The following is a 25049-nucleotide window of genomic DNA, read 5'->3' as shown; positions in this document are numbered from 1 at the left end:
TCCCGGGACAAGAGGTGGCTGCGCCCCAGTTGGCAAGGAGCAGCAGCCATGGGGCTTGATAACACTTTCTGGGCGAAGCCCGCCGACTATGTCCGCGCCCTCGAGCCCGAGGAGCCGGTCCTGTTCTTCTCGCCTGCGATCCTGCAGGCGACGGCGAGGCGCTTCCTCGAGGGCTTTCCCGGCCTCGTGACCTATGCTGTCAAGTCGAACCCCGACGCTGTCGTGATCCAGAACCTGGATGCGGCGGGCATCCGCGGCTACGACGTGGCCTCGATCTACGAGATCGAGCTGATCCGCACCGTCGCCCCCGGCGCCGCCATGCACTACAACAACCCCGTCCGCAGCCGGAACGAGATCGCACGCGCGGTCGAGCTGGGCGTGCGGTCATTCAGCGTCGACTCCGGCAGCGAACTCGCCAAGCTGGGCGGTCTGGTGCCGGCGGGGGCCGAGATCAGCGTCCGCTTCAAGCTGCCTGTGAAAGGCGCGGCCTACGACTTCGGCGCGAAGTTCGGCACGACCGCGGAGCATGCCGCGATCCTGCTGGCCGAGGTCGAGCAGATGGGCTTCGTGCCCTCACTGACCTTCCACCCCGGCACCCAGTGCACCGACCCGCAGGCGTGGGATGCCTACATCCGCACCGCCGCGCGCATCGCGCAGGACGCTGGCGTCCGCCTGGCGCGGCTCAACGTCGGCGGCGGCTTCCCGGCGCACCGCGTCCGGGGCGACATGCCGCGGCTCGACGACATCTTCCGCCTGATCGACCGCGTGACGGGCGAGGCTTTCGGGACCGAGCGCCCGGACCTCGTCTGCGAGCCCGGCCGCGGCATGGTGGCCGAGGCCTTCAGCCTCGCCACGCAGGTTCGCGCGATCCGCGATGATGCGCACGTCTTCCTCAACGACGGCGTCTATGGCGGGCTTGCAGAACTGCCGCTGATCGGCCTGATCGACCGGGTTGATGTGCGCGACAGCGAGGGCCGTGCCCGCTCCGGCGCCGCCCGAGACCGCATCGTCTTCGGCCCCACCTGCGACAGCGTCGACCGCCTGCCGGGCACGCTGCCGCTGCCGGCCGATATGGAAGAGGGTGACTACGTCGTCTTTCACGGCATGGGCGCCTATTCGACCGCAACCGTGACTCGGTTCAATGGCTTCGGCGTGCTGCGCATGGCCACGGTCCTGTCGCTGACCGACTGAACGTCCACCGCTGGACAGCCTTGCCGGGGCGGCTAGTGTGCCGCGGCAAGGGGCTCCGGAGGCGGTATGGAAAAGTTCGGCAAGGCGCAGGCGGTCAGGCGGGTCGAGGACGTGCGACTTCTGACCGGGGCGGGTCGATATGTCGACGATATTGCGCCCCGGGGAGCGCTTCATGCCTTCGTCTTCCGCTCTCCGGTGGCGCATGCCCGTATCGTCGAGCTCGAAGTCGAGGAGGCGCGCGCGGCGCCGGGTGTCCAACTTGTCCTGACGCTCGAAGACCTGCTGGTGGATGGCGTCGATCCGCACATCTCGGCCACCGTCGCAACCAACCGCGACGGCAGCAAGGGCGCCCAGCCGCGGCGGCCGGCTCTCGCGCGCGACCGAGTGCGATACGTGGGCGAGGCGCTCGCCGTCGTGGTCGCTGACACTCTTGCACAGGCGCGGGATGCCGCCGACTTGATCCTTTTCGACAGCGACGATCTCGAGCCGCATGTCGAAGCGGCGCCGGGCGGCCCTGCCATCCATGATGAAGCGCGGGACAACGTCGCTTTCGATTGGGCCATGGGCGACGAGGCAGCGACCACCCTTGCGTTCGAGGCGGCCGCGCATACGGTCCGGCTCGAGGTGCCGGACAACAGAGTCATCGTGAACGCGATGGAGCCTCGCGGCTGCTTTGCCGAGTGGGACGGCGAGCGGCTGCACTTCTGCGTCAACGGCCAGGGCGTCTGGGGCGACAAGACCCTGATCGCGAAGAGCCTCGGCCTCGATGCAGAGCAGGTGCGGGTGACGAACCCCGACGTGGGCGGTGGTTTTGGCATGAAGGGCGCACCGTACCCCGAGCACATCTTCATCCCCGCGGCGGCGCGAAGGCTCGGCCGGCCGGTGCGCTGGATGTCCGACCGGACCGAGGCCATGCTGACCGACAACCAGGGACGTGACCTGGTCAGCACCTGCGAGCTGGCCTTCAATACTGACCTTCGGATCACCGCCTATCGCGTCGACACGCTCAGCAACCTCGGCGCCTACAACAGCCAGTTCGGGCAGCTGATCCAGTCCGTGCTCTTTGCCAAGGTTCTGACCGGTCCCTACGACATCCGCACCACATGGCACCGGGTGCGCGGCATCTACACCAACACGGTCTGCGTCGACGCCTACCGCGGCGCCGGGCGACCCGAGGCGATCTACGCGCTCGAGCGCCTGATGGATCGTGCCGCGCGCGAGTTAGGCGTGGACCCGTGGGAGCTGCGGCGCCGCAACTTCATCGCGCGCGACGCCTTCCCCTACCGCTCCGCGAGCGGCGAGCTCTACGACGTCGGCGACTTCCACCGCGTGCTGGACCGAGTCGAGCGCGAGGCTGACAGAGCGGGCTTCGCGGCGCGGCGGGAGGCGTCGCACAGGGCAGGGCGGCTGCGCGGCATGGGCCTTTGCTATTACATCGAGTCGATCCTCGGCTCGCCCGAAGAGGACGTCCGTGTCGTCTTCAACGAGGACGGCAGCGCCACGATCTACGTCGGCACGCAGTCCAACGGACAGGGGCACGAGACGGTCTTCGCGCAGTTCTTGAGCGACCAGACCGGCATTCCCGCGGAGCGCATCCAGGTGGTGCAGGGCGACAGCGATCTGGTCGCGAAGGGCGGCGGGACAGGCGGCTCGCGCTCGGTCACGGTGCAGAACAACGTGACGCTCGCGGCGGTCGAGACGATGGTGAGCGGGTTCCGCGATTTTCTCGCCTCCGAGCATGATGCCGCTCCGGACGCGGTGCGATTTGACGACGAGCGCTTTCGCATCGCTGGGTCGAACGTGACGCCCACGATGCTGGAGGTCGCGGCCCTGGCACGAGAGCGGGGGCGGGAGGATCTGCTGACGATCTACCAGCGCGCGACGCTGCCGGGCCGGTCCTATCCCAACGGCGCCCACGTGGCCGAGGTCGAGGTGGATCCCGAGACCGGGCACGTCGCCCTCGTGCGCTACACCGTCACCGACGATTTCGGCAACCTCATCAACCCGATGCTGGCCGAGGGCCAGGTGCACGGCGGCGTCGCGCAGGGCGTGGGTCAAGCACTGGCCGAGTTCGCGACCTACGACGAGAGCGGCCAGCTCCTGACCGCGACGTTCATGGACTACGCCATGCCGCGCGCCGAGGACCTGCCGATGATCGCGTTCACCACCGAGCCGGTGCCGTCGACGGCCAACCCGATGGGCATGAAGGGCTGCGGCGAGGCCGGAACCGTGGGCGCGATCGCGGCGGTCGCCAACGCGGTGCAGGACGCGCTCTGGGACCGCGGCGTGCGCCGGGTCGACATGCCCTTCACCCCCCACCGTGTCTGGCGGATGCTGACCGACGCGGCCACTGCCGCCGAGTAGGGGAGGCGCGGAGCGCCGACCAAGCGGCTCGGGCTGATCAGAGTGCGGAGGGGCGCCCCCGAGCTTGGGTGGTGCTGCGGTTGCGGCGGGGCGGTCTATCTCGAAAGCCCCGGCCGATGACAGTGCGGCGGGCGACATCGCCAAGGCGCCCTCCCGGGGGAGGGGTCGGGCGTGGCCCGGCTGGTCGCCCGAGCCAAGGTGAATGTCAGAGTTGCCGAAACTTTCCCTTGTTCTCGGGAAGTTGGAAGAGGCCTCGTTCGGCTAATTTTCTCTGCTGAACCATGCCATCCCAGTGCCAAAGTATGACTGCGGCCTGCGCCCCGACTGATTTCTTTTGGAGCGCAGGAGACAGATAAAAGGCGAGCAGTCTGTTTCGGAGGATTGCGGCCCTCTCCGCCTTCTTGCGCGAGTTTTGAAGATCTTTTGAAATGATGATCCAGTCTCCGCCAGATCCCAATCGATCGAAATACTCAATGTCGTCTATTCGGACGGAGAAGATGTCTCTAAGTGCGTGCGCGGAGTGACCGTCGATCTTGATAATCTCATTTAACGCGCGAGCAATGGCCGGCGGCATGTTGTGGTCAAATAGGACTTTGACCATCCGCCTGCTCTATTGCTGCTCCAAGCTACTCTCGTACTGTATTGCGCCTCGAACAGCTTTCGCAGGGATCTCGTATAGCTTAGAAAGATACCCGACACTGTGAGAGGACTCATGCTCTCGATAGAGCGTGGAAGTGCTGATACTGAAGTCGTCGAGGATTGGCTCGCCAAAGTGTCGCTGCGGGTCGATGATAATCTGCGCAAACCCTTTTGGTCGCCAACGAGCCGCGATGTCCCTGTCATATTCAATGTCGCTGAGGGACTGCTTGATGATCTCTTTGAACACTTTCTGACCGGGGCGTTTCTTGGATAGACTAATGAAATCAGCATCGCTCTCAGCTGCTTCGAGTAGGAGTTCGGTTCCATCCACTTTGAATTTCTCGTGAAGTAGAGGCCGCGCTAGCCCAAGTCGCTCTTCGGCGAAGTCGATTGCGAACCTAATAGCTTGAAGTGAGATGCCGACATTTCGCATTGCGGAAATTATGCGCAACTCGACCAAGTCAGAGAAGCTGATCTCTGTCGAGTCCTCAAGAAAGCGATAATAGCCGGTGATTACCGGCCGGTTTTTCTTATTGCCGCGTGTCCATCTCAGTACATCTCGCTGAGAACTGCCGATCAACCGGGCAGCTTCTCTGGGCGTGTACACGCCTTGGCCGAGTAGCTGCTGGCTATCTAGCGGCACGCGGACTCCTCCCCTTTCTTCCCATCTCTAGTGGGCACTGGCGCCCTTGGGAACCACGAACTCATCTCTTCCGCCGCTTCACGTTCCCGCCCCGTTGCCCCGGCCTGCCGGCGGTTGACCGGCCGCTGCCCTTGACCGCCGCCTCGCTTGCGGCCTCGACGGCGCTCTGGCGCGCCAGCGGGTCGTCCGACACCGCGAGGTCCACCGCCTCGAGGCGCTTGATCTCGTCGCGGAGGCGGGCGGCTTCCTCGAACTCGAGGTTCTCGGCGGCCTTCCGCATGTCGGTGCGGAGGCCGTCGAGGACCGCCTGGAGGTTGCCGCCGTGGAGGGGCTTGTCGATCTTGGCGGTGACGCGGTTCATGTCGACGTCGCCCTTGTAGAGGCCGGCGAGGATGTCCTCGACGTTCTTCTTGATCGTCGCGGGGGTGATCCCGTGGGCCTCGTTGTAGGCGAGCTGCTTCTCCCGCCTCCGGTCGGTCTCGCGCATGGCGCGCTCCATCGAGCCGGTGATGCGGTCGGCGTACATGATGACGCGGCCCTCGGCGTTACGGGCGGCGCGGCCGACGGTCTGGATGAGGGAGGTCTCGGAGCGGAGGAACCCCTCCTTGTCGGCGTCGAGGATGGCGACGAGGCCGCATTCGGGGATGTCGAGCCCCTCGCGCAACAGGTTGATGCCGACGAGGACGTCGAAGGCGCCGAGGCGGAGGTCGCGCAGGATCTCGATCCGCTCGATCGTGTCGATGTCTGAGTGCATGTAGCGGACCTTGATGCCCTGCTCGTGCAGGTACTCGGTCAGGTCCTCGGCCATGCGTTTGGTGAGCACGGTGCAGAGGGTGCGGAAGCCCTTCTGCGCGGTCTGGCGGATCTCGTCGAGGAGGTCGTCGACCTGCATCTTGACCGGCCGGACCTCGATCGCGGGGTCGATGAGGCCGGTGGGGCGGATCACCTGCTCGGTGAAGACGCCGCCGGTCTGTTCCAGCTCCCACGCGGCGGGGGTGGCGGAGACGAAGACCGATTGCGGGCGCATCGCGTCCCACTCCTCGAACTTGAGCGGGCGGTTGTCCATGCAGGAAGGCAGGCGGAAGCCGTGCTCGGCCAGGGTGAACTTGCGGCGGTAGTCGCCGCGGTACATGCCGCCGATCTGCGGGACGGAGACGTGGCTCTCGTCGGCGAAGACGATGGCGTTGTCGGGGATGAACTCGAAGAGCGTGGGGGGCGGCTCGCCGGGGGCGCGGCCGGTGAGGTAGCGGGAGTAGTTCTCGATGCCATTGCAGACGCCGGTGGCCTCGAGCATCTCGAGGTCGAAATTTGTGCGCTGCTCGAGGCGCTGGGCCTCCAGCAGCTTGCCCTCGGAGACGAGCTGGTCGAGGCGCTGGCGCAGCTCCACCTTGATCTTGTCGATGGCTTGCTTGAGCGTCGGCCGAGGCGTCACGTAGTGGCTGTTGGCGTAGACGCGAACCTTGTCCATCTCGGCGGTCTTCGCGCCGGTGAGCGGGTCGAACTCTGTAATGCCTTCGAGCTCCTCGCCGAAGAACGAGAAGCGCCAGGCGCGGTCTTCCATGTGGGCGGGCCAGAGCTCAAGGCTGTCGCCGCGGACGCGGAAGGAGCCGCGCTGGAACGCCTGGTCGTTGCGGCGGTACTGCTGCGCGATGAGGTCGGCCATCACCTTGCGCTGGTCGTAGTCGTTGCCTGCAATCAGGTCCTGGGTCATCGCCGAGTAGGTCTCGACCGAGCCGATGCCGTAGATGCACGAGACAGAGGCCACGATGATGACATCATCGCGTTCCAGCAGCGCCCGGGTGGCCGAGTGGCGCATCCGGTCGATCTGCTCGTTTATCTGGCTCTCCTTCTCGATGTAGGTGTCGGAGCGCGGGACGTACGCCTCCGGCTGGTAGTAGTCGTAGTAGGAAACGAAATACTCGACCGAGTTCTCGGGGAAGAACTGCTTGAACTCGCCGTAGAGCTGAGCGGCCAGCGTCTTGTTCGGGGCGAGGATGATGGCCGGGCGCTGCGTCTCCTCGATGACCTTGGCCATGGTGTAGGTCTTGCCGGTGCCGGTGGCGCCGAGGAGGACCTGGTTCTGCTCGCCGTCAAGCACACCTTGAGCGAGCTCGGCGATCGCGGCCGGCTGATCCCCCGCGGGCAAAAAGTCCGTCACCATGCGAAAGCGCTTGCCGCCCTCCAGCTTTTCCCGACGCCGTGACTCGCGGGCGGGGGCGTGCAGCATGGGTTGAGACATCGGCTTTCCTCCGGCAACAGGGACCAACTTGTCTGCCGCCGCTCCCGGATCAAGAGGCTCGGCCCGGGGCTCCCGAAATACAACCTAAAGGCTATTGCGACGGTCGGCTATATCGGTCTAAAGTTGATTTGCAAGCAGCAGTGCTGGCTGCCGATCGTCGCGCACACACACCCACCCCTCGCTCCCTCGCGCCTCGATCGGCAGCCTTCGCTGCCTTGCGCCCGTTTGTCATTTCTCGCATAAATGCCGCGACCTGAACGAGGTATCGGACCATGCGCGCCCGGATTTATCGCCCTTCGAAGACTGCCATGTCGTCCGGTGTCGCCGGCACGCGGAAGTGGGTACTCGACTTCATCCCTGAGACGCCGCGCCAGGTCGACCCGCTGATGGGCTGGACGAGCTCCAGCGATACGCAGCCTCAGGTGCGCCTGAAGTTCAACAGCAAGGAAGCGGCGCTTGACTACGCGCAGGAACACGGCATCGACGCGGTGGTGCTGCAGCCGAAGCAGCGCCGCGCCAATGTTCGGCCGCGTGGCTACGGTGAGAACTTCGCGACCGACCGGCGCGGCGCCTGGACCCACTGAAGGCGCGGCACGCAAACGGGCGGCGATCCGCACCGCCGCCCGCTTTCAGGCCTAGCGTCAAAGCTGTGCGTCAGGAGCCTTCGCGACTGATTACACCACAGGCGATGCGATCGCCGGATTCGCCGGACGGCTGCGACTGGTAGTCGTCGGCACCGGAATGGATGACAACTGCCGCGCCGTCGTCGTCGAACACGAGGTCGTCGCTGAGCGGAAGGTTCGACTTGAATGCCTCCAATGCCAGGACGCCGTCGTCCTGGACGTGCGCGTTCGGCAGGTCGCCCGGATGCGGACCGCCCTCGACGAGGACTCCGTGCTGGGCGTCGCCAGCGAGGTGGCCGCCGGCCGACGAGAAATCTTCGGCAGAGCAGTCGCCGGTCTCGTGGACGTGGACACCGTGAATGCCGGTCGATATGCCGGTCGCCTGAACGACAACCCACGTCAGGCCGCTCGCGGTTTCGTAGAACGTCGCGTTGCCGATCTCGGCGCCTTCACGGTTTTGAAGGGGCGCCTGCGCTGTCGGGGTGGACTGGGCGTATGCGCTGCCGGCAATCGTTGCTGCGGCAAGCGTAGACAGAAGATATTTCATTTCGGACCTCCTCTTTCGAGCGGACCAACGAAGCACCTAAACCGCCGTTCCCTAGCAGCTTCTCTTTCCGGGGTTGAGACGTTTTCACCTTGATTTCTGCGGCTCCATCGGGTCACCCCTCCCACCGTCAGGCCCCGTAGCTCAACTGGACAGAGCAGCCGACTTCTAATCGGCAGGTTGAGGGTTCGAGTCCTTCCGGGGTCGCCAGACACCTCCTGCGGAGCGCGGTGGCTCTGGCCGCGTGCGCTGCGGAGGCGGCATCCCGAAGGACGCCGCCATGCCGGTCACTCCCCCAGCGCGATGCCCTCGCGCCGCGGATCCGCGCCGCCGGTGAGGCCGCTCTCCCCGAGGGCTATTGCGTGCAGACCGGAGGTGAGGTCGGCCACCGAGGTCTCGAAGCCCGCTTCCTGCAGCGCCCCCTCGAGCTCGGCCGCCGGCGTGCCCTGTTCCAGGTCGAATGTGCCGAAGCGGTTGACGAGGTGTCCCATCGACACCGCCTCCTGCACGTTCATGCCCCAGTCCATGTGCGCGACGATCGCCTGCGCGACATAGCCGATGATCCGGCTCCCTCCGGGCGAGCCCACGACCAGCACCGGCGCGTCGTCCCGCATCACGATGGTCGGCGCCATTGATGAGCGCGGCCGCTTGCCCGGCTCGACCCGGTTGGCAATTGGCCGCCCGTCGTCATGCGTCTCGAAGCTGAAGTCGGTCAGCTCGTTGTTGAGCAGGAAGCCGCCCGCGGTGAAGAGGCGCGAGCCGAAGCCGTTCTCGATCGTAGTGGTCATCGAGAGCGCGTTGCCATCGGCGTCGACGATCGAGATGTGGGAGGTCGAGGGGAATTCGAGCGAGGCGTCGTCGCCCCAGAGCGCGGCGTGGCTCCATTCGGGCTGTCCCGGCTCGACCGTCGGCAGCGCCATGTCCGGGTTGAGGAGCTGCGCCCGCGTCGACAGGTATTCCTCCGCGACCAGGCCCTCCGTCGGCATCGGCACGAAGTCGCTGTCCGCCATGTAGCGTCCGCGGTCCGCGAAGGCGAGGCGCGAGGCGTCGCCGATCAGCGTCCAGGCCTGCGGGCTGAACGGCTCCATGCCGGCGAGGTCGAAGCCGTCAAGCATCCCCAGGATCTGCCCCACCGTCAACGCGCCGGAGGAGGGCGGCCCCATACCGCAGACCTGCGCCTCGTTGTAGGGCACGCAGACCGCCGGCCGCTCCACCACCTCGTAGAGTGCGAGGTCGGTCAGCGACAGGAGGCCGGCGTTGAAGTCCTCGCCCTGCACCGTGCCCCGCACCGTGTCGACGATGTCCTGCGCGATCTGCCCGGTGTAGAAGGCGCGCACGCCGTCCTCGGCGATGGCGCGCAGCGTGTCGGCGTAGGCCGCGTTGACGAGCGTGTCGCCGGCCTGGATCGGCTCACCACCGGGATAGAAGTAGTTCCGCGTCGTCTCGAAGCGCGGCAGGCGGTCGTCCGGTTCCTCGGCGACCAGCCCCGCCAGGCGCGGCGATACAGTGAAGCCGCTGTCGGCCAGCTCGATCGCGTCGGCGAAGAGGCTGGACCATTCCTGGTTGCCCCAGCGCGCATGCGCCTCGGCCAGCAGCATCGGCGTTCCGGGCGTCCCCACCGAGCGACCGCCGACGACCGCGTCGTAGAAGTCGAGCGGTTCACCGCTCTCATCCAGGAAATACTGCGGCGACGCGTCGATGGGGGCTTTTTCACGCCCGTCGAGCGTCGTGAGTTCGCCGCTATCGGCGTCGTACCAGACGAGGAAGGCGCCGCCGCCGAGGCCCGACGATTGCGGCTCGACCAGTCCCAGGACAGATTGCACCGCAACCATAGCGTCGGCCGCCGTTCCTCCGGCGCGCAGGACGCGGGCGCCGGCCTCGACGGCGAGCGGATTGGCCGCGGCGACCATCCAGTCCTGCGCCTCGACCGGACGACCTGCTTCCTTGGCCTCAACCGCTGCCTGAGCTTCCGGGGAAAGCCCCGCTATCGTGCCGGTCGCGGTGCCTTCGGTGGTGATCGCGTCCGCCGCCTGCTGAGCCCAAGCGGGCGAGGTAATGAGCGCTGCGATGAGCAGCGTCGCATGCGCGACGCGGTGCGGATCTGGCATGGCGGTTCCTCCCTGAGATGTGCCCGCCGATCATGGACGCTTCGCTGCTTGGCGCAAGCGCTTGCGCTCGCGGCGCGGGAAGCCGCCATGCCACCTGCGCCTGACGGCTGTGGTACGGAGCCGCCGCCGAATGCGTTCGCGGCCAAGTGGCTCGAGGCCCCGAGGCCGCGCACCCCCCATGGTCCTGCGGTCTGGACCGCGACGCGCTCCTCTGCGACCGTCGCCGCCGACGCGTGGAGGGGAAGGGCGCATGACGGACGGCGGTCAGGACCGAACGCTTCGGCCGATCCCGCCGGTGCCGGCGGGTCGGGCGGTGGGACTGCTTGGCGGCTCCTTCGATCCGCCGCACGAGGGGCACCTCCACATCACACGCGCCGCGCTGAAGCGGTTTCGCCTGTCGCAGGTCTGGTGGCTCGTCAGCCCTGGCAACCCGCTGAAGCGGAATGGTCCTGCGCCGCTCGCCCGGCGAGTGGAAGCGGCGCGCGCCATGCTCGACGACCCGCGCGTCGTCGTCACCGACCTCGAGGCGCACCTCGGCACCCGTTACACCGCGGACACGCTGCGCACGCTGCGGCGCCTGCGCTCGCGCGCCCGCTTCGTCTGGCTGATGGGCGCCGACAATCTTGCGCAGCTGCACCGCTGGGACGACTGGACCGGGATCATGCGGACGGTCCCGATCGGTGTCCTCGCCCGTCCGGGCTCGAGCCTGCGCGCGGGGCTCTCGCCCGCCGCGCGACGCTTCGCGCGTCATCGTCTGCCGCCGGAGGAGAGCGGACGTCTCGCATGGACGGACCCGCCGGCCTGGTGCTTCCTGCCGCTGCCGCTCGTCTCCGCGTCCTCCACCGCGATCCGTGCCCGCGGCGACTGGCCGGGAATGACACAAGGGTGAACAGCGCGCCGGCTTGCCCGGCCGGGGTCTGTGGCGCTAGACCAATGCGATGAACGCTGGCCGCTATACCCGGCGCTGGCTGCTCGGCGCCCTCGCCTCCGGAGCTGCGGGATCCGCACTTGCAGGCGCGCCGGCCGTGTCGTTGCGCCCGCACCCCCGCGGGCTCGGGACGGTGCCGGTGCCGCGGCCGACCGCGCGGCTTCTCGCGGAAACTGCAGCTCTGCCAGGCGACATCTCGTTCGTCGTGGCCGACGTGCGCAGCGGCGAGGTGATCGAAAGCCTCAACCCGGTCCTGCGCCAGCCGCCAGCCAGCACAGCCAAGGTCCTCACTGCGCTCTACGCGCTCGACACGCTCGGGGCCGGGCACCGGTTCGCGACGCGTCTTCTGGCCGGCGGCCCAGTGACCAGAGGGCGGCTGCAGGGTGACCTGATCCTTGCGGGCGGCGGCGATCCCACGCTCGACACCGACGCCCTCGCGACGCTCGCCCGCAAGCTGAGGGAAGCCGGCGTGACGGAGGTGACCGGCCGCTTCCTGCTGCACCTCGACACGCTGCCGCTTATCCCGCAGATCGATTCCGAGCAGCCGCCGCACGTCGGCTACAATCCGGCGGTGGCGGGTCTCAACCTCAACTACAACCGCGTGCACTTCGAATGGGCGCGGAGCGAAGGCGGCTACGACGTCACGCTCGACGCCCGATCCGATGCCTTCAGCCCGCGCGTCTCCACCTCGCGGATGCAGGTCGTGGACCGGCGCGCGCCGATCTACACCTATCGCCGCGGCGAGGGTGTGGACGAATGGACCGTGGCGCGGGCGGCGCTGGGCGGTGGCGGCGCGCGCTGGCTCCCAGTCCGGCGGCCCGACCTCTACGCGGCCGAGGTCTTTCAGGTGCTGGCCCGCTCGAACGGCATCGTTCTGGACCGGGCCGAGGTTCTGGATGCGCCGCTCTCCGGCGCCGAAATCGCGCGCGTCGAGAGCGCCCCGCTGCAGGCCATCCTGCGCGAGATGCTGCTCTACTCGACGAACCTCACCGCCGAGGTCGTGGGGCTGACGGCCAGCGCCGCGCGAGGGCCCGTGCCGTCCTCGCTTGCAGCGTCGGCGGCCCGGATGAACGATTGGATCGGGACCGGCCTCGGCGGGCGCCAGCCGGCGCTGGTGGACCATTCGGGCCTTGGCGGCGCGTCGCGCATCGCCGCGGCCGACATGGTGGCAGCGCTGGTGCGGGTGGGGCGCTCAGCGCCGCTCGCGCCGCTGCTCAAGAGCGTTCCGGTCGAGGCGGACGTGCCAATGTCCGTCGTGGCGAAGACCGGGACGCTGAACTTCGTCAGCGCGCTGGCCGGCTATCTCACCTGTCCCGACGGACGAGAGCTTGCCTTCGCCATCCTTACCTCGGACCTCGACCGCCGCGAGAGCCTGAGTATGGAGGAGCGGGAGCGGCCGAGGGGCGGTCGCGCGTGGAGCGCGGCCTCGCGAGGCCTTCAGCGGAACTTACTCGCCAACTGGGGCGCGCGCCTTGGCGACCGCTCCGGCTGACGCGGCACGTAATCATGGGATCATGTGTCGTGCGCGCGCAGATCGCTCGATGGCGGCAGCATGCAGCCGGTCGATCTTGAGCTCGTAACGGATCTCTTCGAGCAAGCGCAGCTCGATCTCGCCCAGCCTGCCGTCGGACACGGCGACGTCGCAGGCGAGGGCATAGGCCGTCTCATAGAGCCGCTCGGGCAGCGCGCGGCGGACCGTCTCGAAGAGGCTGTCGAGCCCGTCCTCCTCGGCGAAGTGGTCGAAGACGACGCTGCTGACGTCCGGCATCCGATTCTGGTCATAATTAGCGAAGGCCGGCAGGTGGTTCACGATCCGCTCGATCGTGACCAGCTCGGGCGTGCGAATGCGCTCGTCCGAGGCCGAGACCGCCATCATCACCGCGATCAGGCCGTCCTGCGGCGTCATGTTCTCTTCGAAATCGGACAAGGTACACCTCCGAGCATTCGCGGCGGACATTATTGACGGCGCCGGACGCGGGCAATAGTTGGCGGCGTCCCGAAGGAGAATGCGATGAGTGACCTGCGCGACGCCGCGATGCAGTCGAAGGCCTGGCCGTTCGAGGAGGCGCGCCGCGTGCTCAAGCGGTACGAGAAGGCGCCGCCGGAAAAGGGCTACGTTCTCTTCGAAACCGGCTACGGCCCCTCCGGCCTGCCGCACATCGGCACGTTCGGCGAGGTGCAGCGCACGACGATGGTGCGTCGGGCGTTCGAGATCATCTCCGACATCCCGACGAAGCTCCTCTGTTTCTCCGACGACATGGACGGCCTCCGCAAGGTGCCGACCAACGTCCCGAACCGCGAGCGGACGGCGGAGGACCTGCACCTGCCGCTGACCAAGGTGCGGGACCCGTTCGACGAGTACGAGAGCTTCGGCCACCACAACAACGCGCGCCTCCGCGCCTTTCTCGACTCGTTCGGCTTCGAGTACGAGTTCGCGTCCTCGACCGACTACTACCGCGAGGGGCGCTTCGACGAGATGCTGCTGCGCGTGCTCGAGCGGTTCGACGAGGTGATGGCGATCATGCTGCCCTCGCTCGGCGGGGTGGAGGCCAGCCGGCGCGAGACCTATTCGCCGTTTCTGCCGGTCAGCCCCAAGACCGGCCGCGTGCTGCAGGTGCCAACGCTGGAGCGCAACGTCGCCAAGGGCACCATCGTCTACGAGGAGCCGGATGGCGAGCGGATGGAGGTCCCCGTCACCGGCGGCCACGTCAAGCTGCAGTGGAAGCCCGACTGGGGGATGCGCTGGGCGGCGCTGGGCGTCGACTACGAGATGTACGGCAAGGACCTGATCCCGTCCGCCGAGCTCTCGGCGCGGATCTGCAAGGCGCTTGGACGGCCGGCGCCAGAGCTCTACAATTACGAGCTGTTCCTGGATGCCGAGGGGCAGAAGATCTCTAAATCCAAGGGCAATGGCCTGAGCATGGAGGAGTGGCTGACCTACGCCAGCCCCGAATCCTTGGGCTACTTCATGTTCCAGAAGCCAAAGACTGCGAAGCGGCTGCACTTCGACGTGATCCCCAAGGCGGTGGACGAGTACCACCAGCAGCTCCGCGCATATCCCGAGCAGGACGCAGGCCAGCGGCTGGCGAACCCGGTGTTCCACATCCATGGGGCGGACGTGCCCGAAAGCGACATGGTCGTGCCCTACGCGATGCTACTGAACCTCGCGTCGGTCTCGGCGGCGCACGACAAGGAGACGCTCTGGGGCTTCATCCGCCGCTACGCGCCCGAGGCGAGCCCCGAGACGCATCCCGGCCTCGACCGCGCGGCGGGTCACGCGGTCCGCTACTTCAACGACGTGGAAAAGCCGCAGCGTTACTTTCGCGCGCCGACCGAGCAGGAGCGCGCGGCGATGCTGGACCTGCTGGGCCGGCTGAGGGACTGGCACGGTCCGGCGGACGCCGAGGAATTGCAGTCGCTGGTGTTTGCCGTGGGTCGGGAGCACAAGTTCGAGCCGTTGCGCGACTGGTTCAAGGCGCTCTACGAGGTGCTGCTCGGGGCTAGCCAGGGGCCGCGCTTCGGCGGCTTCGTCGCACTCTACGGCGTCAGCGAGACCACATCCCTCATCGACGAGCGTCTGGCGGCCTGAGCCTCAGTCGGCGCGCCAGCGGTCCCACCAGGCGCGCCAGCGGCCGGCCAGCACCTTCGGCTTGTCGACGAAGAGCCGCGCGGCCAGATCGCGCGCCTCGGCGGCGGTCGCCGCCTTTTGCCTGTCCACGATTCCCCGGAGCACGCGCCTGGCGTCCTCGTCGAGCGGGCTGTCGTCGAGCGACGCGGCGAACACGACGAGGTCCTGGTGGTGGCCCAGACGGTCGCCGAGGTCGTCGAGCGCCGCGCGGCGCACCTCCATCTGCTCGGGCCAGATCTCCTGCAGCAAGCGGACGTGGTAGAGGTGGTACTTCACGCGCTTGCGCCACTCGTGCAGCGCTGCGTCGTCGTCGTCCTCCGGCCCGTTGCGGGCGCGGCCGTAGGTCTTGAGCAGCCCGCCCTCGATCGCGTCGAAGCCCGTGTCGGACAACGTCCACAGCGGCACCCGCTCGCGTGTCCGCGCCAGCGTCTCGGCCGCCGCCGCAAGCGGCTCGGTCAGGTCGACGTCTGCCTTCGCCACGGTGTAGTGGCGTCTGAGCGGCGCAAACGCCGTCCGGTCGAGCTGTTGGTCGTGGCGCTCCATCAGCAGGTCGTAGGTCTGAGCGAGCACCGTGAGGTCGCGGAGGCCGGAGACGCTGCGGGCGGTGTCGCGCGCCACGCGGTTCTCCATACGGTAGTCCGGGAACACGGGACGCACGAGGCGGATGAGACCGCGCAGCTTCTTCATCCGCTTGCGGATGTCGTGCACGCGCGGGGCAGGATCGCCCGCGTCCTCGGCCGAGGCGATGGCGCGGTCTAGTTGCTCCAGCGCGATCCGACGCAGTGCATCCGTGGCGTCATGGTCCTTGAGGCGGATGCGGTAAGGGATGGCTGACCTCCTCTGATCGCGAGACCGTGAACAGATGCAAGCCTAGCGGCTTCTGCCGCAAGGTAAACCGGACTGCCATCTTATGCGTATAATGGGTGCGTTTCTCAGGGAGAAGCCCAATGCTACGCATCCTCTCGATCCTCACGCTGCTGCTTGCTCTGGCCGCGCCGGCGCGGGCGCAGCAAGCGCCGGATCCGGACGTCGAGAACGTCATCCGCCAGCAGCTCGACGCGTTCCAGGCGGACGATCTGGCCACCGCCTTCACCTTCGCCTCGCCGGGCATCCGGCGCACGTTCCGCACGCCCGAGGCGTTCGGAACGATGGTGCGGCGGGGCTATCCGATGGTCTGGCGCCCGGCGGAGGTCACTTTCCTCGAACTCATGCAGATGGACCGCCAGGTCGCGCAAAAGGTCCTGATCCGTGACCGCGCCGGGGCGCTGCACGTTCTGATCTTCGTCTTGGTCGCGACCGGCGACGACTGGCAAATCGCCGCCGTGCGCATACTCGAGACGCCGGAGCGGGCCGCCTAGAAGTCGACCCAGAGCGCCAGCGCGGCGCCGACGCCGGTGTCGTTCAACACCCCCGCCTGCGCCTCGACCTGCAGGCGCAGCCTCTGGGTGAGCCGCAGGGCGACGGAGGGCGCGAGGCGCAGGTAGGGCTCTGCCCCCGGATAATCGCCCGCGCGTGCCTGCAGGATCACCGCGACGCGGTCTATAGCGTTCAGACCGACCGTTGCGTCGAGCTTCCACGCCGGGTCGCTGCCTTCGGAGTAGACTTGCGACGCGCCCTCGACCTCGAGCCAGCCGTCGCCAAAGCGCGACATATAGCCCATGCCCCAGACCGCGCCGAGCCGCAGATAATTGACCTCGTATCCCTCGTCATTGCCCCGCCGGCCGACGCCGGCCTCGACGGAGGCGACGTGCCGGCCGGACTGGAGGAACGCGTATCGGGCGAAGCCGCGCGTTTCGATGATCCGCATGTCGCCCGAGCCGGACCTCGCGATCTCGCCACCGAAGGTCAGCACCGGCGTCACGCCGAACTCGGCGAAGGCGGAAAAGCGATCGTCCCGGGCGAAGTCGCGCACCAACAGGCGCTCGCGGTCAAAGCGCGTTTCGAACTTCAGCGAGACGAAGCCGTTCCCCTCGCCACGCGGCCAGGCCGCCGCTTCGACGACGCCGGCAGACACCATGAGCGCGAGCGTGGCACTTGCCGTGATGTTCCTCATGGTGGTGACGACCTTCATCCGCTCCTCCGTCGCGTGAAGAAAGGAGGGGAAGCGGCGGCGCGGGTCAACAATGGCGGATGCAGCAGCGTCGCCCGATGTGCTAGCCTGTGGCAAAGGAGTGCGCGATGTCACAGAGCCAGACCGTCATCACCACCTTCGAGGTCAACCCCGGCACCTGCCAAGACCTGCTGGACGAGCTGTCAGACGCCTACGAGAGCTTCATCTCCAGGCAGCCCGGCTTCATCGCCGCGCGGCTCCACGTCAACGACGCGCAGACGCGGATCTGCAACTACTCGCGATGGGAACGGCGCGAGGACTTCCTCGCGATGCTGCGCTCGACCGAGATGCGGCAGCGGAACCGGCGCCTCACCTCGCTCTGCCGGAGCTTCGAACCGGTGCTCTACGACGTTGCCGCGACCTTCGGCGGCGAGCTCTAGGGCCGCAGCCAGCGGAACGCGGCGGAGGCGCCCCAGCCGGCGACGCCCGCGAGCGCCAGCGACATCAGGCCGTAGATAAAAGGCCGCTCGTGCGCGAGGACATAGAGGAACTTCTCTAGGCCGACCTTCTGCACGTAGATCACGGTATCGTAGGCGTTGATCACATGGCCCTCCCGCGTGAGGAAGATCCGCACCTCGTAATTTCCCTCGACCAGGTTCGCCGGCAACTCGATCGAGGTCGAGAACAGCGTCTGCTCGCGCACGCTGACGGCACCTTCGCGAAGCTGGTACTGACCGGCACCTTCTCGCACCCGGATCAGGGCGCGCACGAACTCCGGCAGGTCAAGCACCTCCTGCGGCGCGCCCACGGCCCGGATCGCACGTCGCGTGGTGATCCGGTGGCGCAGGTCTTCCGTCTGGCTCAGCACCTGAGACAGCGGGCCACTCGTCGCGACAGCATAGAAGCTGGGGGCACGATCCACCTCTACCGCGGCGGTATTGGCCCAGATGGCCGCCACGCGCGACTTTCGCCGCACCATCACCGTCTGCGATGGCCCGGAGAGCGTGATGACCACCTCAAGCGGCACACCCTCAAGCGGCTCCTCGCGCTTGACCGCGCCGAAGATCAGGATCTCGGACCCGTCGAAGTCCGCCGTGATCGAGATGCGGTTCTGGCTGAGGTCGGCCACAACCTCCTCGGCCGCCGCCGGCACGGCCCAGATGAGGAGCGCGACAAGCCAGCGCATCAGAAGCCCCGCCAACTGACGGAATAGAGCTCCTCCGGCTGGAGCAGCAGGTCGATCGCGAGCTTTCCGCAGACGGCGAGCACGAGGAGTGCGAGCAGCACGCGCAGTTGCTCGGCCTTCATTCGCGCGCCAATCCGCGTACCGACCTGCGCGCCGATTACCCCGCCCACGATCAGGAGCAGCGCCAGCAGGACGTCGACGGTGTAGTTCGTGGTCGCGTGCAGCATCGTCGTGAAGGCGGTCACGAAAATGATCTGGAAGAGCGAAGTGCCCACGACGACCTTGGTCGGCATGTGCAGCAGGTAGATCATCGCCGGCACCATCACGAAGCCGCCGCCGACGCCCATGACCGCCGCCAGGAGTCCGACAAGGACCCCCACCATCAGCGGCGGGATGACCGAGATGTAGAGGCCGCTGGTGCGGAACTTCATCTTGAGCGGCAGCGCGTGCACCCAGTTGTGCCGTCGCCGCTGCGCCGGACGTCCGCCGGAACGTGCGCGGCGGATCGCGTTGACGCTCTCGATGAACATCAGGCCACCGATGATGCCGAGGAAGACGACGTAGCTGAGGCTGACGAGCAGGTCGACCTGGCCCATCGCGCGCAGCCAGTTGAAGACGCGCATCCCGATGGCAGCACCGATCAGGCCGCCTACAAGGAGCACCATGCCCATCGGCAGGTCGACCGTGCGGCGTCGGAAGTGCGCGAGCACGCCCGAGATGGATGAGGCGACGATCTGGTTCGCCGAAGTCGCGACCGCCACCGCGGCCGGGATGCCTATGAAGATCAGAAGCGGCGTGATGAGAAATCCGCCGCCCACGCCGAACATCCCCGAGAGCAAGCCGACGAGGCCGCCGAGACCGAGCAGCATGAAGGCGTTGACCGAAACCTCGGCGATGGGGAGGTAGACCTGCATGCGCCTGCGTTACGCCCCTTCGACAGCGCTCGTCCAGCCGTGCTGCTAACGCTCCTTCACATAGGGCGCGCCGCCGGCACGGGGCGGAATGGCGCGGCCGACGAAGCCTGCCAGGATCACGACCGTGAGGATGTAGGGCAGGGCCTGCATGAAGGGGCCGGGGATGGTGACGCCCAGCAGATCGACCGTCTGGTAGCGGATCGCCACCGCCTCGAGCAGGCCGAAGAGCAGGGTCGCCATCAGTGCGTACCAAGGCCGCCACTTGGCGAAGATCAGCGCGGCGAGGGCGATATAGCCGCGCCCCGCCGTCATCTCGCGCCCGAAGCCTGCGTTGAGGCCGGTGGCAAGGTAGGCGCCCGCGAGGCCGGTCAGCAGCCCGCAGATCAGGACGGCGGAGTAGCGCAGACCGGTGACGCTGATTCCCGCGGTGTCGACGGCGGCCGGGTTCTCGCCTACGGCGCGCAGCCTCAGGCCATAGCGCGTGCGGAAGAGGACGTACCACGTCACTGGCACCGCCAGCAGGGCGACGTAGACTAGGATCGTGTGGCCGGAGACCAGGTCGTGGTAGATCGGCCCGAGAACCGGCACATCGCGCAGCGCGTCGGCGAAGGGCAGGTCGATGGCCGAGAACCGCGCGGGTCCGGCCAATGCGGGGGTGCGGCCACCGGAGCTGAACCAGTCCTGCGCGATCAGCACCGTCAGACCGCTCGCCAGGAAATTGATCGCAACGCCGGAGATCAGCTGGTTGCCGCGGAACGTGATCGACGCGAGGCCGTGGATCAGCGAGAACGCCAGCGCCCCGGCCACGCCCGCCATCAGCCCCAGCCAGACGGAGCCAGTGATCGCCGCGGTCGCCGCCGAGAAGAAGGCCGAGATCAGCATCTTGCCTTCGAGCCCGATGTCGAAGATGCCCGAACGCTCGCTGAAGAGGCCGGCGAGGCAGGCGAGCAGGAGCGGCGTCGCCAGCCGCAGAGTCGAGTCGAGCAGGGGGAGGATCGCGGCTACGTCCATCTCAGACCTCCGCTTCGGCCGACGTCACAGGTGCCCCGTGCGTCGGTGCAGGTAGAAACGCTCGACCGGCAGGCGCACCATGTTGTCGAGCGCGCCGGTGAAGAGGATCACCAGCGCCTGGATCACCACGATCATCTCGCGGCTGACCGCCGGCATCTCGAACTCGAGCTCGGCGCCGCCCTGGTAGAGGATGCCGAAGAGGATGGCGGCGAGGAACACGCCGAGCGGGTGCGACCGGCCCATCAGCGCGACCGCGATGCCGATGAAGCCCGCACCCTGCACGCTGTCCAGCACCAGCCGCTCGGCCTCGCCCATCACCGAATTGATCGCCATCAGCCCGGCCAGCGCGCCCGAGATCAGCATCGCCAGCATGGTGATGCGGAAGGGCGAGATCCCGGCATAGACCGCCGCCGGCTCCGAATGGCCGAAGGCGCGGATCTGATAGCCGAGGCGGGTGCGCCAGATCAGCAGCCAGACCAGCCAGCAGCAGAGGATCGCGAGAAGGAAGGCGAGGTTGAGCGGCGTTGAGGGGCGGAAGGGCAAGCCGATCGCGGCGAGGACGCCGGCGTTCGGCAGCGTCGCGCCCTCGGGGAAACGTGCCGTCTCGGGCGACATCTGACCCGGCGCCTTCAGCACGTCGACGAGCAGGTAGACCAGCAGGGCCGAGGCGATGAAGTTGAACATGATCGTCGTGATGACGATGTGGCTGCCGCGCCGCGCCTGCAGGTAGGCCGGGATCGCCGCCCAAGCCGCGCCGAAGACCGCGCCGCCGACGATGGCCGCAGGCAGCGCCAGCAGCCAGTGCGGCCACGGCACCGCGAGGCAGACGAGGGCGACGCCGAGGCCGCCGATCGCAGCCTGGCCCTCGCCCCCGATGTTGAAGAGGCGCGCATGAAACGCGACCGCCACGGCGAGACCGGTGAAGATGAAGTTCGTCGCGTAGAAGAGCGTATAGCCCCAGCCGTAGGCCGAGCCGACGGCGCCGCGGATCATGATGACCAGCGCCTCGATCGGGTTCTCGCCGATGTAGAGCACGACGAGGCCCGAGACGAGGAACGCCAGCACGAGGTTGATCAGCGGCACCAGCGCGACGTCGGCCCATCTCGGCATCAGCGCGCTCCCGTCATGCCGGCTGCTCCAGCGGACCGCGTCCGGGTGCACCATCGACCGGGCCAGGCGAGCCCTCGCCCGACATGCCCGCCATAAGCAGGCCCAGCTCGCGCTCGTCCGTCGCGGAGGCGTCGCGCTCGCCCATGATGCGGCCGTCGAACATCACCGCGACACGGTCCGAGAGGCCCAGGATCTCGTCGAGTTCGACGCTGACCAGCAGGATCGCCTTCCCGGCGTCCCGCAGGTTGACGATCTGCTGGTGGATGAACTCGATCGCGCCGATGTCGACGCCGCGGGTCGGCTGGCCGACCAGCAGCAGGTCGGGGTTGCGCTCGATCTCTCGCGCCAGGACGATCTTCTGCTGGTTGCCGCCCGAGAAGCTGCGCGCCTCGAGCCAGCAATTCGCCGGGCGCACGTCGAAGCGCTGCATCTTGCCCTCGGTGTCGCGGCGGAGCGCGTCGTTGTCCATCAGCGGGCCGCGATTGTAGCCGGGGTCGCGCTGATAGCCGAATGCGACGTTTTCCCAAGCAGTGAACTGCATGATCAGGCCGCGTCGCTGGCGGTCCTCGGGCACGTGGCAGATGCCCTGCGCGCGGCGCGTCTGACCGTCACTCCGGCGTCCGGTCAGGTCGATCTCCTCGCCGTTCATCCGCACGGTGCCGGTCGCCGGCATGATGCCGCCCAGCACGTCGAGCAGCTCGGACTGGCCGTTGCCCGCCACCCCGGCAATGCCAAGGATCTCGCCCGCGCGAACGTCGAGGCTGACGCCCTTCAGGCGCTCCACGCCCTTCTCGTCGGTCACGCGCAGGTCGCGGACCTCGAGCACGACAGGTCCGGGCCGGGCGGGGGACTTCTCGACCCGCAGCAGTACCTTGCGGCCCACCATCAGCTCGGCCAGCTGCTCGGGGCTCGTCTCGGAGGTCTTGACGGTAGCGGTCATTTCGCCGCGGCGCATGACGCTGACGGTGTCGGTCGCCTCCATGATCTCGCGCAGCTTGTGGGTGATCAGGATGATCGTCTTTCCCTCGCGGCGCAGGCCGTCGAGGATGCGGAAGAGGTGGTCCGCCTCGGAGGGCGTCAGCACGCCGGTGGGCTCGTCGAGGATCAGGATGCGCGCATTGCGGTAGAGTGCCTTGAGGATCTCGACCCGTTGCTGCGCGCCGACGCCGATGTCCTCAATCTTCGCGTCGGGGTCGACGTTCAGCTCGTATTCCTCCGAGAGCTGCTTGAGGATGCGCCGCGCCTTCGCCAGCGACGGGCGCAGGAGCATTCCGTCCTCGGCTCCGAGGACGACGTTTTCCAGCACCGTGAAGTTCTCGACCAGCTTGAAGTGCTGGAAGACCATGCCGATCCCGGCGCGAATCGCTGCCTGGCTGTCGGGGATGTCGGTCCTCGTGCCGTCGATCCAGATCTCGCCCGCATCGGCGCGGTAGAAGCCGTAGAGGATCGACATCAGCGTCGACTTGCCGGCGCCGTTCTCGCCGATGATGCCGTGGATGGTGCCCGGCATCACCCGGATCGAGATGTTCTTGTTGGCCTGGACCTTACCGAACGCCTTCGAGATGCCCCTCAGCTCAATCGCCGGAGGCGCGCCCGCTTCAGGCGATGGGGCGACCTCTGGCCGCCCCGTTCTGCTGGTGCCCGTCAAGCCGTCAGCTGGTGGAGCAGTTGTCGTCGGTCGAGTAATCGTGCACCTCGATCTCGCCCGAAATGATCTGCTGCCGCGCCTGCTCGACCGAAGCGCGCATCTCGTCCGTGATGAGGTCCTGGTTGTGCTCGTCCACGGCGTAGCCCACGCCCTCTTCCTCGAGTCCCAGGACCATGAGTCCGGTCTCGAACTGATCGTCGCCGTCGGTGCCGTCGACGAAGGCGTCGTAGACGGCGTTGTCCACGCGCTTGACCATCGACGTCAGAACCGAGCCGGGGTGCAGGTAGTTCTGGTTGCTGTCGACGCCGATCCCGAGGATACCCTCGTCGGCAGCCGCCTGAAGGACCCCGATCCCGGTCCCGCCGGCGGCGTGGAAGACGACGTCGGCACCCTGGCTCGCCTGCGACCGCGTCAGTTCGGCGCCGCGGGTCTGGTCGTTCCACGCGGCGGGAGTAGTGCCGGTCATGTTCTGGATCACCGTCGCGTCCGGGTTCACCGCCTTGACGCCCTGCACATAGCCGCAGGCGAACTTGCGGATCAGCGGCACGTCCATGCCGCCGACGAAGCCGACGGTTCCGCTCTCCGACGCCATCGCCGCCAGCATTCCGACGAGATAGCTGCCCTCGTGCTCGGAGAAGATGTAGGACCGCACGTTCGGCTGGTCGACGACGGTATCGATGACCACGAAGTCAGTGTCGGGGTATTCTGGCGAGACCTGATCCATGACCGACTGATAGGCGAAGCCGGCGGTCACGACGGGGTTCGCGCCGCTCTCGGCCATGCGGCGCAGGGCCTGCTCGCGCTGCGCCTCGCTCGTCAGCTCGATCTCCCGGTAGCTCCCGCCGGTCTCCTCCGCCCAGCGCTCGGCGCCGGTGTAGGCAGCCTCGTTGAACGACTTGTCGAACTTGCCGCCGAGGTCGAAGATGATGGCCGGCTCGGCCGATGCGACGGCTGCGGACATCGCCGTGACGGCGGCAGCGCCGAGCAGTCTCTGCATGGAACTCATTCCGAAACTCCCTGGTCGTTGTTCCGACCGCGCGACGCCCGTTTGCGGCACGGTCGCCCGACGCGCAAAGCGCGCGACGGATCGAGGCAATTAAGGCCGCAGCCCCGGAAACGGGTCAATAGCTATTTCTGGCTGAGGCGGATGCCGCGGCGTTAGCGCGCGCCTGTTGCATCGCCTCGCAAGGTCATGACGAAGCTATCTTTTTCCGGAGTATCAGCGCGTCGGTCGAGCTGTCGTAATAGCCGCGGCGCCGACCCGCCTCGTTATAACCCGCCGAGGCATAGAGATCGCACGCGGCATGGTTGTCGGCCGCCACTTCCAGGAGAGACACCGTCGCGCCGCGCTGTGCTGCCTCGGCTTCGAAGGCGGCGAGGCACCGGCGGGCGAGGCCCTGCCGGCGGTACTCGGGAGCAGTGACCAGAGTCAGCAGCTCGGCCTCGTCGGCAGCGGTGCGACCCAGTGCGAAGGCCGTGGCACCACCGATCAGGAACACATGCGGCGATGCCAACAGTGACGCGAACTCCGTCTCCGTCCAGGGACGTGGCTTGCGGATCGACCGGGCATGCAGGGCCGCCAGCGCAGCGGGCGTCACGGCAGCAGGCGGGGCATGGCCACTCGGGATGGCGCAGCGTCGGCCGGTCGGACGTAGAGCGGGGCGGGGCGCGGCCGCACCGCGCCGGAGCGCAGGCGGCGTCTGGCGACGAGCGCGATCCCGTGCGCGAGCGGCTGCGCCGGCGGAACGCCCAGAACCTCGCCGAGCGGACGCAATCCCTCGCGCAGGGCGAGCGACAGCGCTTCCTCTGCGGTCAGCGTCAGCACATCGTCGGACAGGCCGCTTCCGTGGGGGCGGGCGTGGACGGCATCGCGAGGGGCAGGGACGGCGACGAGAGCCGGACCATCCTCACCGAAGGCCCGCGCCTCGAAGCCGTCGACGCCGATGGCAGGCTGTCCGAGCGAGAGGGCGAGGCCGCGTGCTGCGGCGACCGCGATGCGGAGGCCGGTGAAGTTGCCGGGGCCGGTGCCGACCGCGAGCGCGTCCAGGTCGCTCCAGCCGACCGACTGGCTCTGCAGGAGCTCCTCGAGAAGCGGAAAAAGGCGCTCGGCCTGCCCGCGCGACATGGGCTCCAGCCGATCCGCCACGATGTTGCCGTCCGAAAGCAGAGCGGCCGCGCAGTGCGCGGCCGACGTGTCGAAGGCGAGGATAAGTTCAGGCACTG

Annotated in this window: 24 protein-coding genes and 1 tRNA gene; 9 read left to right on the top strand and 16 right to left on the bottom strand. The window is 67.7% G+C overall.

Translation table 11 applies throughout. The features are described from left to right. The first annotated feature begins 48 nt into the window (after positions 1 to 48). Positions 49 to 1191, top strand: a complete 1143-nt coding sequence (locus JM664_RS12465) for a type III PLP-dependent enzyme (protein WP_227420251.1) — start codon at positions 49 to 51, stop codon at positions 1189 to 1191. Between the two features lie 66 nt (positions 1192 to 1257). Beyond that, complete coding sequence (locus JM664_RS12460; RefSeq protein WP_227420250.1) at positions 1258 to 3555, top strand: xanthine dehydrogenase family protein molybdopterin-binding subunit; 2298 nt, start codon at positions 1258 to 1260, stop codon at positions 3553 to 3555. A gap of 205 nt (positions 3556 to 3760) precedes the next feature. Here the strand turns inward: JM664_RS12460 and JM664_RS12455 are convergent, their stop codons facing one another. The 3 genes from JM664_RS12455 to uvrB form a co-directional block, all read right to left on the bottom strand. After that, positions 3761 to 4156 (bottom strand): PIN-like domain-containing protein, encoded by a 396-nt coding sequence (locus tag JM664_RS12455; RefSeq protein WP_227420249.1) that lies wholly within the window; start codon positions 4154 to 4156, stop codon positions 3761 to 3763. 9 nt (positions 4157 to 4165) lie between these two features. After that, entirely contained in the window at positions 4166 to 4837 is a 672-nt protein-coding gene (locus JM664_RS12450) for a helix-turn-helix domain-containing protein (protein WP_227420248.1), read from the bottom strand. A gap of 61 nt (positions 4838 to 4898) precedes the next feature. Next, complete coding sequence (gene uvrB / locus JM664_RS12445; RefSeq protein ID WP_319637532.1) at positions 4899 to 7076, bottom strand: excinuclease ABC subunit UvrB; 2178 nt, start codon at positions 7074 to 7076, stop codon at positions 4899 to 4901. Between the two features lie 272 nt (positions 7077 to 7348). On the opposite strand from uvrB, the gene JM664_RS12440 reads away from it, so the two are divergent. Then, positions 7349 to 7660, top strand: coding sequence for an ETC complex I subunit (locus JM664_RS12440; protein ID WP_227420247.1), 312 nt, complete (start codon positions 7349 to 7351; stop codon positions 7658 to 7660). A 70-nt stretch (positions 7661 to 7730) separates the two neighbouring features. On the opposite strand, the gene JM664_RS12435 is transcribed toward JM664_RS12440, so the two are convergent. After that, positions 7731 to 8246, bottom strand: a complete 516-nt coding sequence (locus JM664_RS12435) for a superoxide dismutase family protein (protein ID WP_227420246.1) — start codon at positions 8244 to 8246, stop codon at positions 7731 to 7733. A 130-nt stretch (positions 8247 to 8376) separates the two neighbouring features. Between JM664_RS12435 and JM664_RS12430 the strand changes: the two genes are divergently transcribed. Further along, a tRNA-Arg gene (locus tag JM664_RS12430) sits at positions 8377 to 8453 on the top strand. Between the two features lie 77 nt (positions 8454 to 8530). On the opposite strand, the gene ggt is transcribed toward JM664_RS12430, so the two are convergent. Then, positions 8531 to 10351, bottom strand: a complete 1821-nt coding sequence (ggt, locus tag JM664_RS12425) for a gamma-glutamyltransferase (RefSeq protein WP_227420245.1) — start codon at positions 10349 to 10351, stop codon at positions 8531 to 8533. Between the two features lie 250 nt (positions 10352 to 10601). Here ggt and JM664_RS12420 point away from each other — a divergent pair, with 250 nt between their 5' ends. Beyond that, a complete protein-coding gene (locus tag JM664_RS12420) occupies positions 10602 to 11240 on the top strand; it encodes a nicotinate-nucleotide adenylyltransferase (RefSeq protein WP_227420244.1) in 639 nt (212 codons plus the stop codon). A gap of 49 nt (positions 11241 to 11289) precedes the next feature. Then, positions 11290 to 12771: a D-alanyl-D-alanine carboxypeptidase/D-alanyl-D-alanine endopeptidase gene (gene dacB, locus JM664_RS12415; RefSeq protein WP_227420243.1), complete on the top strand. Its 1482-nt coding sequence runs from the start codon at positions 11290 to 11292 to the stop codon at positions 12769 to 12771. Positions 12772 to 12783: 12 nt separating this feature from the next. On the opposite strand, the gene JM664_RS12410 is transcribed toward dacB, so the two are convergent. Further along, positions 12784 to 13236, bottom strand: coding sequence for a tellurite resistance TerB family protein (locus JM664_RS12410; RefSeq protein WP_227420242.1), 453 nt, complete (start codon positions 13234 to 13236; stop codon positions 12784 to 12786). Positions 13237 to 13290: 54 nt separating this feature from the next. Here JM664_RS12410 and JM664_RS12405 point away from each other — a divergent pair, with 54 nt between their 5' ends. Further along, positions 13291 to 14868 carry a lysine--tRNA ligase gene (locus tag JM664_RS12405; RefSeq protein ID WP_227420241.1) on the top strand — a complete coding sequence of 526 codons (1578 nt, stop codon included), beginning with the start codon at positions 13291 to 13293 and terminating at the stop codon, positions 14866 to 14868. 3 nt (positions 14869 to 14871) lie between these two features. On the opposite strand, the gene JM664_RS12400 is transcribed toward JM664_RS12405, so the two are convergent. Then, positions 14872 to 15675, bottom strand: a complete 804-nt coding sequence (locus tag JM664_RS12400) for a CHAD domain-containing protein (protein WP_264465697.1) — start codon at positions 15673 to 15675, stop codon at positions 14872 to 14874. A 179-nt stretch (positions 15676 to 15854) separates the two neighbouring features. Here JM664_RS12400 and JM664_RS12395 point away from each other — a divergent pair, with 179 nt between their 5' ends. After that, a complete protein-coding gene (locus tag JM664_RS12395) occupies positions 15855 to 16265 on the top strand; it encodes a DUF4864 domain-containing protein (protein ID WP_227420240.1) in 411 nt (136 codons plus the stop codon). Here JM664_RS12395 and JM664_RS12390 read toward each other — a convergent pair. Next, positions 16262 to 16978, bottom strand: a complete 717-nt coding sequence (locus JM664_RS12390; RefSeq protein ID WP_227420239.1) for a hypothetical protein — start codon at positions 16976 to 16978, stop codon at positions 16262 to 16264. The two genes, JM664_RS12395 and JM664_RS12390, sit on opposite strands and share 4 nt — an antisense overlap. 107 nt (positions 16979 to 17085) lie before the next feature. Between JM664_RS12390 and JM664_RS12385 the strand changes: the two genes are divergently transcribed. After that, a complete protein-coding gene (locus JM664_RS12385; RefSeq protein ID WP_227420238.1) occupies positions 17086 to 17397 on the top strand; it encodes an antibiotic biosynthesis monooxygenase family protein in 312 nt (103 codons plus the stop codon). On the opposite strand, the gene JM664_RS12380 is transcribed toward JM664_RS12385, so the two are convergent. The 8 genes from JM664_RS12380 to tsaB form a co-directional block, all read right to left on the bottom strand. Beyond that, positions 17394 to 18143 carry a TIGR02186 family protein gene (locus tag JM664_RS12380; protein ID WP_227420237.1) on the bottom strand — a complete coding sequence of 250 codons (750 nt, stop codon included), beginning with the start codon at positions 18141 to 18143 and terminating at the stop codon, positions 17394 to 17396. The two genes, JM664_RS12385 and JM664_RS12380, sit on opposite strands and share 4 nt — an antisense overlap. Next, the gene (locus JM664_RS12375; protein ID WP_227420236.1) at positions 18143 to 19057 is read right to left on the bottom strand and encodes a sulfite exporter TauE/SafE family protein; all 915 of its coding nucleotides are present in this window, start codon (positions 19055 to 19057) and stop codon (positions 18143 to 18145) included. The genes JM664_RS12380 and JM664_RS12375 overlap by 1 nt, the downstream gene beginning before the upstream one ends. Positions 19058 to 19102: 45 nt before the next feature. Further along, positions 19103 to 20068, bottom strand: a complete 966-nt coding sequence (locus JM664_RS12370) for an ABC transporter permease (protein ID WP_227420235.1) — start codon at positions 20066 to 20068, stop codon at positions 19103 to 19105. Positions 20069 to 20092: 24 nt separating this feature from the next. After that, positions 20093 to 21178 carry an ABC transporter permease gene (locus tag JM664_RS12365; protein ID WP_227420234.1) on the bottom strand — a complete coding sequence of 362 codons (1086 nt, stop codon included), beginning with the start codon at positions 21176 to 21178 and terminating at the stop codon, positions 20093 to 20095. Positions 21179 to 21191: 13 nt separating this feature from the next. After that, positions 21192 to 22757, bottom strand: coding sequence for an ABC transporter ATP-binding protein (locus tag JM664_RS12360; protein WP_227420451.1), 1566 nt, complete (start codon positions 22755 to 22757; stop codon positions 21192 to 21194). Positions 22758 to 22830: 73 nt separating this feature from the next. Further along, positions 22831 to 23832: a BMP family lipoprotein gene (locus JM664_RS12355; RefSeq protein WP_227420233.1), complete on the bottom strand. Its 1002-nt coding sequence runs from the start codon at positions 23830 to 23832 to the stop codon at positions 22831 to 22833. Positions 23833 to 24016: 184 nt separating this feature from the next. After that, positions 24017 to 24340, bottom strand: coding sequence for a GNAT family N-acetyltransferase (locus JM664_RS12350; protein WP_319637531.1), 324 nt, complete (start codon positions 24338 to 24340; stop codon positions 24017 to 24019). 80 nt (positions 24341 to 24420) lie between these two features. Then, the gene (gene tsaB, locus JM664_RS12345) at positions 24421 to 25047 is read right to left on the bottom strand and encodes a tRNA (adenosine(37)-N6)-threonylcarbamoyltransferase complex dimerization subunit type 1 TsaB (protein ID WP_227420231.1); all 627 of its coding nucleotides are present in this window, start codon (positions 25045 to 25047) and stop codon (positions 24421 to 24423) included. Positions 25048 to 25049 lie beyond the last annotated feature (2 nt).

Origin of the sequence: Roseitranquillus sediminis (assembly GCF_016918935.1) — a bacterium.
GTDB lineage: Bacteria > Pseudomonadota > Alphaproteobacteria > Rhodobacterales > Rhodobacteraceae > Roseitranquillus > Roseitranquillus sediminis.
This window is presented reverse-complemented; position numbering and strand designations above follow the sequence as displayed.